Source organism: Rhodanobacter sp. AS-Z3 (assembly GCF_029224025.1).
In the GTDB taxonomy this organism is placed as follows: domain Bacteria; phylum Pseudomonadota; class Gammaproteobacteria; order Xanthomonadales; family Rhodanobacteraceae; genus Rhodanobacter.
Genome location: NZ_CP119392.1, coordinates 1,815,917 through 1,829,391 on the forward strand (window position 1 = coordinate 1,815,917; position 13,475 = coordinate 1,829,391).

At 60.9% G+C, this 13,475-nt stretch carries 14 protein-coding genes; 11 read left to right on the plus strand and 3 right to left on the minus strand.

The features are described from left to right. Window positions 1-62: 62 nt before the first annotated feature. Genes atpD through PY254_RS07905 form a run of 9 tightly spaced genes read left to right on the plus strand, consistent with a single transcriptional unit; the run spans window position 63 to window position 6,864 of the window. The gene (atpD, locus tag PY254_RS07865; protein WP_281014905.1) at window positions 63-1,529 is read left to right on the plus strand and encodes a F0F1 ATP synthase subunit beta; all 1,467 of its coding nucleotides are present in this window, start codon (window positions 63-65) and stop codon (window positions 1,527-1,529) included. Beyond that, window positions 1,519-1,911 (plus strand): F0F1 ATP synthase subunit epsilon, encoded by a 393-nt coding sequence (locus PY254_RS07870; RefSeq protein ID WP_281014906.1) that lies wholly within the window; start codon window positions 1,519-1,521, stop codon window positions 1,909-1,911. The genes atpD and PY254_RS07870 overlap by 11 nt, the downstream gene beginning before the upstream one ends. Then, window positions 1,901-2,239, plus strand: a complete 339-nt coding sequence (locus tag PY254_RS07875; RefSeq protein WP_281014907.1) for an AtpZ/AtpI family protein — start codon at window positions 1,901-1,903, stop codon at window positions 2,237-2,239. The genes PY254_RS07870 and PY254_RS07875 overlap by 11 nt, the downstream gene beginning before the upstream one ends. After that, window positions 2,232-2,540 carry an ATP synthase subunit I gene (locus PY254_RS07880; RefSeq protein ID WP_281014908.1) on the plus strand — a complete coding sequence of 103 codons (309 nt, stop codon included), beginning with the start codon at window positions 2,232-2,234 and terminating at the stop codon, window positions 2,538-2,540. Before PY254_RS07875 ends, PY254_RS07880 begins: the two co-directional genes overlap by 8 nt. Continuing rightward, on the plus strand, window positions 2,537-3,244 hold the full coding sequence (locus PY254_RS07885; protein ID WP_281014909.1) for a F0F1 ATP synthase subunit A: 708 nt from the start codon (window positions 2,537-2,539) through the stop codon (window positions 3,242-3,244). Before PY254_RS07880 ends, PY254_RS07885 begins: the two co-directional genes overlap by 4 nt. 28 nt (window positions 3,245-3,272) lie before the next feature. Continuing rightward, window positions 3,273-3,554, plus strand: coding sequence for a F0F1 ATP synthase subunit C (locus PY254_RS07890; RefSeq protein WP_281014910.1), 282 nt, complete (start codon window positions 3,273-3,275; stop codon window positions 3,552-3,554). A 3-nt stretch (window positions 3,555-3,557) separates the two neighbouring features. Next, entirely contained in the window at window positions 3,558-4,409 is an 852-nt protein-coding gene (locus PY254_RS07895) for a F0F1 ATP synthase subunit delta (RefSeq protein WP_281014911.1), read from the plus strand. After that, on the plus strand, window positions 4,409-5,974 hold the full coding sequence (locus tag PY254_RS07900; protein ID WP_281014912.1) for an alternate F1F0 ATPase, F1 subunit alpha: 1,566 nt from the start codon (window positions 4,409-4,411) through the stop codon (window positions 5,972-5,974). Before PY254_RS07895 ends, PY254_RS07900 begins: the two co-directional genes overlap by 1 nt. Further along, window positions 5,971-6,864 carry a F0F1 ATP synthase subunit gamma gene (locus tag PY254_RS07905; RefSeq protein WP_281014913.1) on the plus strand — a complete coding sequence of 298 codons (894 nt, stop codon included), beginning with the start codon at window positions 5,971-5,973 and terminating at the stop codon, window positions 6,862-6,864. The genes PY254_RS07900 and PY254_RS07905 overlap by 4 nt, the downstream gene beginning before the upstream one ends. A gap of 479 nt (window positions 6,865-7,343) precedes the next feature. Here PY254_RS07905 and PY254_RS07910 read toward each other — a convergent pair whose 3' ends face one another. Beyond that, window positions 7,344-7,577, minus strand: coding sequence for a hypothetical protein (locus PY254_RS07910; RefSeq protein ID WP_281014914.1), 234 nt, complete (start codon window positions 7,575-7,577; stop codon window positions 7,344-7,346). Window positions 7,578-7,802: 225 nt separating this feature from the next. Next, window positions 7,803-11,318 carry a bifunctional diguanylate cyclase/phosphodiesterase gene (locus PY254_RS07915; RefSeq protein WP_281014915.1) on the minus strand — a complete coding sequence of 1,172 codons (3,516 nt, stop codon included), beginning with the start codon at window positions 11,316-11,318 and terminating at the stop codon, window positions 7,803-7,805. 280 nt (window positions 11,319-11,598) lie between these two features. Here PY254_RS07915 and PY254_RS07920 point away from each other — a divergent pair, with 280 nt between their 5' ends. Both PY254_RS07920 and PY254_RS07925 read left to right on the plus strand, forming a co-directional pair. Next, on the plus strand, window positions 11,599-12,120 hold the full coding sequence (locus PY254_RS07920; protein WP_281014916.1) for an RNA polymerase sigma factor: 522 nt from the start codon (window positions 11,599-11,601) through the stop codon (window positions 12,118-12,120). Window positions 12,121-12,122: 2 nt separating this feature from the next. Then, a complete protein-coding gene (locus PY254_RS07925) occupies window positions 12,123-12,788 on the plus strand; it encodes a hypothetical protein (RefSeq protein ID WP_281014917.1) in 666 nt (221 codons plus the stop codon). A 105-nt stretch (window positions 12,789-12,893) separates the two neighbouring features. Here PY254_RS07925 and PY254_RS07930 read toward each other — a convergent pair whose 3' ends face one another. Beyond that, entirely contained in the window at window positions 12,894-13,346 is a 453-nt protein-coding gene (locus PY254_RS07930) for a DUF4442 domain-containing protein (RefSeq protein WP_281014918.1), read from the minus strand. Window positions 13,347-13,475: the final 129 nt, after the last annotated feature.

Consider the following 13,475-nt stretch of genomic DNA (forward strand, 5'->3'; position numbering starts at 1 on the left):
GTGCTGCAACGGTTTGTCGCGGAAACATGTCTGGCCTGCCCAACCCAAAAGGGGTTGATGTCATGCTGATCCCGGATACCCACAAGGTGGCTGCTACTGGACGCGGGAAAGTCGTTTCGATACGCGGCAGTGTTGTCGACGTGGAATTCGTTGGTGGTTTACCGCCAATCTATTCGCTGCTGCACGCCGGTGAATCAAGCCAGATCATCATCGAAGTGATGACGCAACTCGATGCGCGGCGCGTGCGCGGCATCGCGTTGACGCCAACCCAGGGGCTGGCGCGAGGCATGTCGGTGGAGGACACCGGCGGGCCGCTGCGGGCCCCTGTCGGCAAGCAGATCATTTCGCGCATGTTCGATGTGTTCGGCCATGCCATTGACCACCAACCGGCGCCGCTGGACGTCCAGTGGCGTTCGGTACATCGCGCGCCGCCGTCGCTGTCCGAGCGTTCCACCAAATCGGAGATCTTCGAAACCGGTATCAAGGCGATCGATGTGCTCGTGCCGCTGGAGCGTGGCGGCAAGGCGGGCCTGTTCGGCGGCGCGGGTGTCGGCAAGACCGTGTTGCTCACCGAGATGATCCACAACATGGTCGGTCACCAACAAGGCGTGAGTATCTTCTGCGGCATCGGCGAACGCTGCCGCGAAGGCGAAGAACTTTATCGCGAGATGAAGGCGGCCGGCGTGTTGCCAAACATGGTGATGGTTTTTGGCCAGATGAACGAGCCGCCGGGAAGTCGATTCCGGGTCGCGGCCACGGCGTTGACCATGGCCGAGTATTTCCGCGATGACGAACATCGCGACGTGCTGCTGCTGATCGACAATATTTTTCGCTTCATCCAGGCCGGCATGGAAGTCTCCGGCTTGATGGGACAGATGCCATCGCGGCTGGGCTACCAACCCACGATGAGCACGGAGTTGTCCGGGCTGGAGGAACGCATTGCCAATACCCGGGCCGGTGCCATTACCTCGATTCAGGCGGTGTATGTGCCGGCGGATGACTTGACCGATCCGGCGGCCGCGCACGTGTTCTCGCATCTGTCCGCGTCGATCGTGCTGTCGCGCAAGCGTGCGAGTGAAGGCCTTTACCCGGCCATCGACTTGCTGCAGTCCAATTCGAAAATGGCCACGCCCGGCATCGTTGGTGAACGGCATTACAAACTGGCGCAGCAAATTCGACGCACCCTGGCGCAATACGACGACCTCAAGGACGTAGTGGCGATGCTCGGACTTGAGCAACTCTCTCCCGACGATCGCAACGTCGTCGCGCGCGCCCGACGGCTGGAACGCTTTCTGACCCAGCCGTTTTTCGCCACCGAGCAATTCAGTGGAGTCAAAGGCAAGCTGGTCAGCCTGCACGATTCGCTCGATGGCTGCGAGCGCATCCTGCGCGATGAGTTCAAGGACTATCCGGAGAGTGCCCTGTACATGATCGGTGCGATCGGTGAAGCCCAAAAGCCCGCCGCTCCCGCGGCGACCGGTGCGGCGCCTTCCACCAGAAGTGAACCGGCGAGCGCCCATGAGACTTGAGGTGCTGCTGCCCTATGGCGTCTTTCTGGAACAGAACGACGTATCGCGCATCGTGGCAGAGACCAGCGATGGATCGCTCGGCCTGTTGCCGCATCGCCTTGACTGCGCCGCTGCGCTGGTCCCCGGCATTCTGACTTACGCCACTCAGCAGAACGCGTCGGTCTATATCGCCGTCGACGAGGGCGTGATGGTGAAGGCTGGCGACGATGTACTGGTTTCTGTACGACGCGCCATTGGCGGCAAAGATCTTGGTGAATTGCAGGAGGCCGTGAAGCGCGAGTTCCTGACCGTCGACGAACAGCAGCGCAGCGTTCGCGCCGCGCTGGATCGATTGGAAAGCGGGCTGATGAGTCGGCTCGCGGAATTTCCGCATGAACGATGAACAAGAGTCACTGCCGCCGGATCAACGGACGCGTCTCGACAGCGAGCTAAGCCGGAAGATCGCTCGCAAGCTGCGGGTACAGCGTGAGGGCAAGCTGGGCGTGTGGTCCGGGCTAGGCATGTTCGGGCTGGTCGGCTGGTCAGTGGCTGTGCCAACGACGATCGGCGCGTTGCTCGGCATGTGGTGGGATCACCGCCATCCCGGCCCGCATTCATGGACGCTGGCACTGCTGGTGGCTGGTTTGGTCATCGGCTGCGTCAACGCGTGGCATTGGATAGCACAGGAAGACAAGGCCATGCACGATCAATCGGAGAACGACGATGAATGAGGCGGCGCATCTCGTGCTTGCCGTGCTTGCAGGCGTGCTGCTCGGCACGTTCTTTTTTGCTGGGCTTTGGTGGACGGTCAAGCGGAGCATGGTCTCTCCGCAACCCGCGCTGTTGATACTGGGCAGTTTCCTGGTGCGAACCGCCATCGCGGTTGGCGGCTTCTACCTTGCCGTGCAAGGCGGCTGGCAAGGTCTGCTGGCATGCATGGGTGGTTTTCTGGTGGCGCGCGTGTTGCTGACGCGGTTCATCGGTGCGCAGCATCCAGAGCCTGCCAGGCAAACCCCGCGACTGTCGCCATGAACCTGACCTCTGACCAGCTCATTTTCTGGCACTACGGCTTTGTCGTCCTCAACGGCACGATTGTCACGACCTGGGCGCTGATGCTGTTGTTGGCGCTCGGCTCAAAACTCATCACGCGCAAGCTGACGACTGACGGCGAAGTATCACGCTGGCAGGCGGCGCTGGAAATCATCGTCACGGGCATCAATGCGCAGATCAAGGAAGTGGGACTGAACCATCCGGAACGGTATCTGAGTTTCCTGGGCACCTTGTTCCTGTTTGTCGCCACGGCCAGTCTGTGCATCGTGATCCCCGGCTATACGCCGCCGACGGGTTCGCTTTCGACCACCGCTGCGCTGGCGCTGTGCGTGTTTGTGGCGGTGCCGCTGTTCGGCATGCGCGAGCAGGGCTTTCTCGGCTATCTGAAGACCTATGTCGAACCCACGCCGATCATGCTGCCTTTCAACATCATCAGCGAGCTGTCGCGAACGCTTGCGCTGGCCGTGCGCTTGTTCGGCAACATGATGAGCGGAGCGATGATCATCGCCATCCTGCTCACGATCACGCCCTTTCTGTTTCCGGTGGTGATGACCTCGCTGGGTCTGCTCACAGGCATGGTCCAGGCCTACATTTTCAGCATCCTTGCCGCCGTCTATATCGCCGCCGCCACAGTGGCTCGTACGACCAAGCCGCGTCGGCCAGTTCGTCCCACCGCCACGCATTGAAACGGCATCACCTCTCAAGGAGTTTTCCATGGACAGCAGCGTACTCATCGCCCTGGCGTCGATCGTCACGGCCGGGTTGACGACCGGCTTCGGCTGCATGGGTCCTGCGCTTGGCGAAGGCAGGGCGGTGGCCTCCGCCATGACCTCGCTGGCCCAGCAGCCCGACGCTTCGGCGACGATCACCCGCACCTTGTTCGTCGGCCTGGCGATGATCGAGTCGACCGCCATCTACTGCTTCGTCGTTTCGATGATCCTCATCTTTGCCAATCCATTCTGGAACCACGTCATCACCGCTGCCGGAGGCAAGTAGGTCATGCTCATCGACTGGTTCACCGTGGTGGCCCAGGTGCTGAATTTCCTGATCCTGGTGTGGCTGCTCAAGCGTTTTCTGTACCGCCCCATCCTCAACGCCATTGATGTGCGCGAGAAGCGGATTGCGGCCGAGGTCGCCGACGCCAATACCAAAAAAGCCGAGGCGGAAAAGGATCGTGACGCGTTCGAGGCCAAGAACAAGGCGTTCGACGAACAACGTGGCGCGCTGCTCAAAAAGGCGACCGAGGCGGCTGCCGTCGAACGGGAAAGGTTGCTCGTCGAGGCGCGCAAGTCGGTTGAAGCATTGAATGAAACGCAGCACGCCGCGTTGCAGGCCGATGCAAGCCGGCTCAGCCAGGCGCTTCGTGACCGGGTGCAGCAGGAAGTTTTTGCCATCACGCGAAAGGCTCTCGTCGACCTGGCTTCGACCAGTCTGGAAGAGCGCCTGGCAGAGGTTTTCGTACGGCGTCTTGGCACGCTGGACGACACGATGAAGAAGACCCTGACCCAGGCGATTTCGGTATCGTCGGATGCAGCGGTTGTGCGCAGTGCGCTTGATCTTCCCGCCGCGCAGCAGGCAACCATCCAGAAGGCGCTCGACGACGCCTTTGCGACCGACGTGCATGTCCGATTTGAAACGGCACCGGCACTCATCAGCGGCATCGAGCTTGCGGCCGGCGGACAAAAACTCGGCTGGACGATAGCCGGCTATCTGGCGTCATTGAACCAGTGCGTCGATGAGGTTCTGGCGCGGCCGTCGCCACTGTCTTCGCCGACGCCGGCACCCACACCCACACCCACTTCCACGACCACACCGGCTCAGTCCAATCCTGCGGCTGTTACCAAGACCTGATGAATACGCCAACGGAAAACCTGCAGCGCGTGCTTGATGGCACATTCGACGGCATGGGCCAGGCCCGGGCCGCGTTCAAGCCAGCGTTGATCTTGCGCGAAGTCGGCTTTGTCACTCGCGTGTCCACCGGCATCGCGATGGTGTCGGGACTTCCCGGCGTGGGCTATGAGGAACTGGTGCAGTTTCCCGGCGGCCTGTTGGGCATCGCACTCAACGTCGATGAAGGCGAAATCGGCGTGATCCTGTTGGGCGACTACCAAAGCCTGCAGGCTGGCGACGAGGTCGAGCGCACCGGACGGGTGATGGACGTCGCGGTCGGTGAGGCGTTGCTGGGTCGCGTGATCGATCCACTCGGCCAGCCGCTCGACGGCAATGGCGTGCCAGCCACAAGTCAGCGTCTGCCCGTGGAGCGCCCGGCGCCGGCAATCATGGATCGCGCCCCGGTGGGTGTGCCGTTGCAAACCGGGCTGAAAGTGATCGATGCATTGATTCCGATCGGACGCGGCCAACGCGAATTGATCCTCGGTGATCGACAGACCGGCAAGACCGCGATTGCCATCGATACCATCCTCAACCAGCGCGGTCAGAACGTGATTTGCGTCTACTGCGCGATAGGCCAGCGCGCCTCCGCTGTAGCGAAGGTGGTGGCCACGCTGCGCGAGAAGGGAGCCATGGACTACACCGCGGTGGTGGTAGCCGAAGGCAACGATGCGCCAGGACTGGTCTACGTCACGCCGTATGCGGCGACCAGCATTGCCGAGTATTTCATGGAGAAGGGGCGTGATGTGCTGGTCGTGTACGACGACCTGACGCAGCACGCACGCGCCTATCGCGAGCTGTCCCTGCTGCTGCGTCGGCCGCCCGGTCGCGAGGCATTCCCCGGCGATATTTTCTACATCCACTCGCGCATGCTGGAACGGGCGACGCATTTGAACGAGGAGCGCGGCAACGGTTCGCTCACCGCGTTGCCGATCATCGAAACCGAAGCGCAGGATATTTCCGCCTATATTCCGACCAATCTCATTTCGATCACTGACGGGCAGATCTATCTGTCGCCCACGCTGTTCGATCTTGGCGTGTTGCCGGCGGTCGATGTCGGCAAGTCAGTATCGCGGGTGGGTGGCGCAGCGCAGCGGGCTGCCTATCGGGCGGTTGCCGGCAATATCAAGCTGGCTTATGCGCAGTTCGAGGAGCTCGAATCGTTCGCCAGGTTCGGTACCCGGCTTGACGCAGCCACGCGCAAGTCGATCGACCACGGGCTGCGTATTCGTGCATGCCTCAATCAGCCCGAATCCCAGCCGATGTCGCTACTCGAACAGGTCATCGTGCTGCTGGCGTTGACGGCTGGGCTGTTGGACCCGGTGGCCCTCGACAAGATGGGGGAAGCAGAACAGGGCTTGCGCAAGGCGACGGCAGAGGTTTCGGCAGACGTCAAAGATCGACTTTCCTCCGCCGATAAGTTCAGCGATGCCGACCGTCAGTCCATTCTGGATGTGGCGACGGGTGCGCTCGCGCCATTCCAGCCACCGCGCGACACCAAACCCGCCACCGCGCCCGCGACATGAGTGGCAACCTGCAAAGCCTGCGTCGCAAAATTGATGGCGCGCGCGATCTGCAAGGCGTCGTGCGATCGATGAAGGCGTTGGCTGCGTCCAGTATCGGCCAATACGAAAAGGCCGTTCGATCCCTGGCTGACTATCGCCGCACCGTGGAACTGAGTCTGGCCGTGTCGTTGCGCGAGGGCGTTTCAACGCCGTTGGCAACCCGGAGAAAGGTGGCGATCAAATCCATCGGCGCGATTGTTCTTGGCTCGGACCAGGGCCTGGTTGGTGGATTCAACGAAGTGTTGGCTGAGTTCGTGTCGGGCACGCTCACAGCGCTGCCCGGCAAGGTCAAGAAAATATGGGCGGTGGGTGAGCGTATCCAGTTGCTGATGAGGGATATCGAGCCAGCACACACCGTCGCTTTGTCTGTTCCTGGCTCCGTGCACGGCATAACGCCACTCGTCGGTCAGCTGCTTATCGACATCGAGGCGGCACGCGAGCGCGGCGAAGTCGAGAACATTCATGTTTTTTACAATCATCCCAAATCGGGTGCTGTCTACGAACCGGTGAGCACGCAACTGCTGCCACTGGATCGGGAGTGGGGCCATGCGTTCGCGGCGATTCCCTGGCCGAGCAACAACGTGCCGCAAATCATCGGACCGGCTGCGCCGGCGTTGCAGGCATTTATCCGGGAATATCTGTTTGTGGTTCTGTATCAGGCCTGCGCGGAATCCCTGGCCAGCGAAAACGGCAGTCGGCTGGCAGCGATGCAGCGGGCTGAAAAGAACATCCAGGACATGCTGGAGACTTTGAACGGCAGCTTCCGGCGGATTCGACAGGAGTCCATCGACGAGGAATTGTTCGATGTCATCGCCGGTTACGAAGCGCTGGCGGGAAAGTTGTCGCCGTGATGGGACCGCCGAAGGTCAACGCGAGTCACCGCTGAACCCTGCGCGTTTGAGGGCTCTTGCCAGATCAGGAGATGCCCGCGTCAACTGCCACCGCAAACGGCGGCGGTAGTTGTCGATCATTCGCACCACGGGGCCCTGATTGAAGCCGAGGTGCCCGGGCGAAATCTAGCGGGCAGCGTGGGCTGGTTTGTTGGCGCAAGGCCGATTGATGGTTGCCTGAAGCCCGACGGAACCCCGTCGTGAGGGTTCAGTTTGTTGACCAGTCATCGATGGACGACCGGTTGCCTGGCGGGCGTCTACGGGGATGTCGACAGCTTTCCGTGGGCGAGGAAAGCGAAGCAATGGCGGGGAATAAGGGGGAGCGGGCAATCAGGTCGGAAACCGGCGCCAGTCCCGTCAAAGCTGGCGCGCCCCTGCAAGCAGGCGCATTGGCACGTAGGGCGCGCCAAAGAAAATCTGTCAGCTGGCGTGCGGGCTTGTTACGCAGGCTCAGATATTCGGCGTCGCGAACCGATAGGCTTGAAGCATCGCATGATGTTTGCACGGGTTACGGCGAAGAACGACCGACGCTGGCCGTGGAACAGCAGAAGCTGCGTGCCAAAGAACAACAGCGCGACGTCGAGCAGTACCGGGTCGAACAGGAAGCTCAGTGCGGCCAGTTCCGGAGTCGTGATGAGGATGACGATGGCAAATGTGGCGGTGACCGCGAGCAAGACCCGCCACCACCGTTGCTTCAGTCGGCGTTTGCGCGGCAATCCTGCTGGCAGATCGGTTCGCATGCTGGCGTCGTGGAAGGCTGCGTATGGGCCATATTCACTTGCCATGCTGGCTGGGTGAATCGGCACCGGAAGTATCGTTTGTGGAGGCTCAGGCGCGAGTGTCATGACTGAGCTGCATCGGCGTTTGGTGATGCAATGCTACCTGGTTGGTGCGGGCACTTATGACAGGCGGCGGCCCGAGGCCGGTTCAAGAAACAATGTCTCGAAACTCTCACGTGGTATCGGCTTGCTGAAGAAATAGCCTTGCATCTCGTCACAGCCAAGCACGCGCAGCAGGCGCAGTTGTTCATTGGTCTCGACGCCTTCGGCCACCACTTTCAAGCGCAGCGAATGGGCCAGGTTGATGATGGTGGCGACCAATGAAAGCCCCTCCGGGCCGGCCGTCATGTCGACCACGAACGAGCGATCTATTTTCAGCACGTCAAGCGGCAATCGCGCGAGGTAGCTCAGCGAGGAGAAGCCGGTGCCGAAGTCATCAATGGCAATGCTCACACCCATGTCGCGAATGGCTTGCAGAGTGGCCACACTGTGTTTGACGTCGGCCATGATCAGGCTTTCGGTGATCTCCAGTTCCAGACCCTGATTCATGCGCTCGTCACGGGCGACGACCTTTTCCAGATCATCAATGAAGTTGCGATGGCGCAATTGCAGTGGTGAGACGTTGACGGCAATACGCACGCCGGCCCTGCCAGAATCGAGCCACCCCAGGTAGTCTTCGGCGGCCTGGTGCAGTGCCCAGCGGCCCACCTCCTTGATCAATCCGGTTTCCTCAAGTACCGGAATGAACTGGTCGGGCAGCATGAGCCCGGAACGGGGGTTGTTCCAGCGAATCAGCGCTTCCGCACCGATCACCTTGCTGTTGGCAATGTTTACCTTGGGCTGGTAATACAGCACGAATTCGCCGTGGTCGAGCGCACTGCGCAACTGATTTTCCAGACTCAGTTTGCTGGCTACCCGCTCCGTCATGCGCTTTCGGTAAAACAGGTAGGAATCACCGCTGGCCTTGGCCTGCTTGAGTGCTGCCTCGGCGTTCCTGAAGAGAATGTCGACGGTGGAGCCGTCGTGTGGATACACGGCCATGCCCACCTTCGCCGTGATCAGCAGCACCGCATCATTGAGATGGAACGGGGTGTTCTGCAATGCCTCGATGGTATTTTCGACGAGTGCCGAAAGCTCGTGATGGAGCCTGACTTCGGGCATGACCACGGCAAAATGATCGGCATCGATACGGGCTACCAGGCTGGCGTCGCCGACGTTGATCGAAAGCCACTCCGCCACCTGCTTGAGTAACGAGTCACCTGCACCGCGGCCGAGACTGTCGTTGATGTTCTTGAATCGTTCCAGGTCGATCAACCCAATGGCCAGTCGATGCCGGCGGGTGGCGGCACTACGGATGTACTGCGCCAGTCGTTCGAGAAAAAGGCTGCGATTGGCAAGCCCTGTTAGCACGTCATAGTAGGAAAGATAACTGAGTCGTTTCTGCTGGTTGACGTGATCGATGGCGAGCGCAATGTTGGCCGCCACCTCTTGCAGCAACGTCAACTCTTCTTGATGAAAGGAATCGATATGCTTGGAATACAAGGCCAGCACGCCATGCGTCTCGCCTACCGCCATCAGCGGAAGCACGACCACCGAACGAACCCCTTCCTCTGCGTATCTATGGCCAAGACTGAGTTGCGGGTCATTGAGCGAGTTGTTCGAAACAATCGGCCCGCGCTCACGGATGGCACGTGAGACCATGGTGGTCGAAGTCGCTTGATCGAGTGCGAGGTTTGCCCTGACTTCGGCCAGTAAATCGTCGCTCTTGCCGGCGGAGGCTACTGGAACTACCGTGCCAGTCTGGTGATCAATCATGGCGACCATCGCCATGTGGAATCCAGCGGCTTCGACGGCGATCCGGCACGATTCTCGAAAGAGCTCGTCGCAATCGGCTACGCGAACAATCAGTGAATTGATGCCGCTGAGCACGGCATGCACGCGAGTGAGATGGGTCAGCCGAATCTGTTCCAGCCGGCGCTCGGTAATATCCATCGCCAGGCCTTCGACGATGAATTCCCCATCTTCCACCCGGCTGTCGATGGCGCGATCGTAAAACCAGTGCCAATTCCCTGCGGCATCGATGATGCGGTATTCGATCTGGAACGGCACGCCGGTTTCCTGGTAGGTTTGGAAGGCCAGGGTGATGCCTGCGGCGTCCTCGGGATGAATGGATGTACTCCACAGCATCGGGTGGGCGAGCATGTGCTCCACCGAATAGCCGAGAATTGCAGTGACCCTCGCTGAATAGTAGATACCGCCCTTGCTGCGGGAATAGCGGTAGACGATATCCGGCGAGTTCTCGATCAGCCGCCGGTAGCGACGCTCGCTACGTTGCAGCGACTGCTCTGCGTTGCTGCGCTCGGTGATGTCGCGGAAGTACAAGACGCGACCATAATGCAGGCCGTTCGATCCGTTGCAGGCGGCGGAATAGCGATCCACCTTCCGGCCATCTTTAAGCGACATTTCTGCATGACTTGCCTCGTCGCGGTGCTCGTTCAGATAGTGAACGCGCGCAGCAAATACTTCCGGGTTTTCGAGCTTCTCAGTGATTGCCTGAAACACCGGTGCACTCGGCCCCTCACCGGCCAGCTCGGGCGGAAGCTGCCACAGATCGAGGAAATGCTGGTTGCAGGAGGTGATCTGACCATTGCCGTCAACCACCAGGATGGCGTCGGGTGATGCCTCCTGTTGTGTCTTGAGAACGGCATTCTGGAGAACGACTCGCTCGTTCGCCTGGCGGCGTTGGGACTCGCGCGAGAAGTTGTCGAGCGCGAAACTGATGTCGGTGGCCATGTCCAGCAAAAGGTTGCGGGTCGCTTCGTCAAAAGCGGCGACTCGATCCGAATACAGGATGAATACGCCGACGATAACGCTGTCGCGGTACAGCGGCAGGGCAGCCACCGAAACCAGGCCAGCGAGTGCAGCATGAGCACGCCACGGTGCGGTGGTTGGGTCGGCCAGAACATCCTGACACCAATAGATACGTGTCTCGCGAATGGCTGTGCCTATGGGGCCGCGACCGAACGGACTGCTGCCATCGGACGAGGCGTGGATGGCGCTTACGTAACCGGTGTCGTCGCCGAAACTGGCCACGGGTTGCACGGCCAGGGTGTCTGGTTCGAGCCAGCCGATCCACGCCATCTTCATGCCGCCCAATTGCACGGCGGTACGGCAGACCAGCGGAAACAGTTCCTCTTCCGGGATGCGGTGCACGATCGCCCGGTTGGTTTCACTCAGGGCAGCATCCAGACGTGCGTGGCGAGCGGATTCTGCCTCAGCAGCCTTGCGCTTGCCGATATCGCGCAGGTTGCACTGGGCGATCTTGACGCCGTCACTGTCACTAATACTGCCCACAAACTCGACGTCAACAGGGGTGCCGTCTCGGCTGGTGAGCGGGAAGTTTTCGCAACGGATGTGGCGGCTGCTTTGCAGTTGGACAAAGACGGCATGCCGTTCGGCCTGCCCGGTGGGCGAACCCAAATCCCACAACGCTGTGCCGAGCAATTCGGCCTGCGAATAGCCCAACAGGCGGGTAAGGCTGGGGTTTACGTCCTCGATTTGGCCGGTGTTTGCATTGACCAGCAGGATGCCGTCTTCAGCGCCCTCGAACATGCTGCGGTAGCGACTGTCGGACATTTCCATACCTGCGGGCTTCTGCTCGCCAGATCCGTCATTAGTCGACAAGGGCAACTCGGGTGGGCCATGCATGAAACGGAACTCTGAACGCCTCGGAAAAGCGCCTGAGTTTCATCCTAGCAGGCTGATCAGGCCGCTGGTCAAGGCCATGTTGAGATAGCGTGAAGGAATCAGGCGACATTTCACAAAAGCAGGCCGTGGCGGCGATGGGTGGCGACCGATTGTGATTTTTTCTGCAGCCAGGCGAATCATGGAGTGACCACAACGGAGTGCGACCTTGATGACAGCCAGGAAACAGCAGCGGCACTTCGAGCTGCTGCTGCACGGGCATCGACGCGTCGTCTTCAAGGTGGCGGGGCTCTACAGCCGCAGCGCCGCGGATCGGGACGACCTGGTGCAGGAGATCAGCGCGCAACTGTGGCGCTCGTTCGGCAGTTACGACGAAGCGCGGGCGAAGTTTTCCACCTGGCTGTACCGGATTGCGCTGAACGTGGCGATCTCGCAGGCACGGCGCGAGCGCTGGTCGGAGTCCGATCGCTTCGAACCGCTGGACGCACATCACCTGGAAACCGTCGGTGGTGGCGAGGGCATCACCGAACAGGACGACCGATTGACCGCGTTGTACGCGTTCATCGGACAGCTCGATCCGCTCAATCGCGCATTGATTCTGCTCTATCTGGAAGACCGCAATTACGGCGAAATGGCCGAGATTCTGGGCATCAGCGAAACCAACGTGGCGACCAAGATCAGTCGCATCAAACAGAAACTGCGCGGCCAGATGACCGCGCCCACCGGAGCATGACGATGGAACTCGATGAGTTGAAACAGGCATGGGCGCGCATGGAGATCCGCCAAGAGGGCATGGAGGAACTGCTGCGGCAGGACTTTCGGGATCGGCGGATGGAGAAGTCGCGCGCCTCGATGCGCCGATCGCTGTGGTGGCTGGGGCTGGAAGTGGGGGGCTGGATCGTCTTTGTGGTGTGGGCGGCCACGTTCTGGGTGACACACCGACATACGCCGCATCTGCTGTTGATGGGCCTGCTGCTGCACGTGTATGGCATCGGCGCGATCTGGTCGTGTGCCACGCAACTGTTCCTGCTGGCGCGGATCTTTCTGTTCGATGCGCCGGTGCTGGTGTTGCAGCGCAGGCTGGCCCAACTGCGGCGGTTCCGTGTCTACAGCACGCTGGCGCTCGGCCTGCCGTGGTGGTGCCTTTGGTTGTTGGTGCCACTGGTGGCGATCGCGGACTTTGGCGGCGTGGATTTGTACGCGGCGGGAGCGTCCTGGATTTGGGCGAACATGGCGGTGGGGCTGGTCGGTATGGCAGTCAGCGTGTGGCTGGCGCGTCGTTTCGCGGGACGGCCTGTCCGCTCGCCATTCCTGCAGCGCATCGTCGACGACATGAGCGGTCGCAACCTGCTCGGCGCGTCGCGGCAACTGGACGAGATTGCACGCTTCGAACGGGTGTGATGGCGGGGCATATCGTGCCGATGCGGAGGGCGGTCATGGCGCGCCGCTGTTGGCCGGGCGGGTGTTGAACGGCAAGAGCCGGCGGGCCGCGCCCGCCCTGCGTGATCAGCGCGCCTTCGGCTTCAGCCGCACATAGATCTGCTTGCGTACTACCGCGACGACCTTGCCGGAGGCAGTGGTGACTTCAGTCTCGAACCAACGCAACACTTTTTCGCCACCAGCGGCGGCGGTGCGCAGTTCCTCGACCACGCCGGCGTCGAGCTTGAAGTGGGCGTAAACGTCTTCGTAACCGGGCGCCACGAAGTCGATGCTGCCGGCCTTGTCCCACACGTAGTAGTCGCCGCCGAGCTGATGCATCGCCAGCAGCATCCAGAACGGGTCGACCATGGCGAACAGGTTGCCGCCGAATTGGCTTTTCACGTAATTGCGGTTCCACGGGCGTAGCCGCAGCACCACCTTGGCTTCGGTGTAATCGTCGCTCAGCGACTGCAGGCGAATCGCATTGACCAGGAACGGCGGCCACAGGTTGAGCAGGTGGCGGAAGGTGGAGGCGCGCATGGAGGCTCGCAAGACGGGTGAGCGGCCAAGTTTACCTGAACGTACGCCATAGTATGGAATGGAATGCGCCATTCCGTAGGGCAGGCATTGCCACCCGTTCTTCATTCCGTCGGGGAGCGAGAGCCGGCG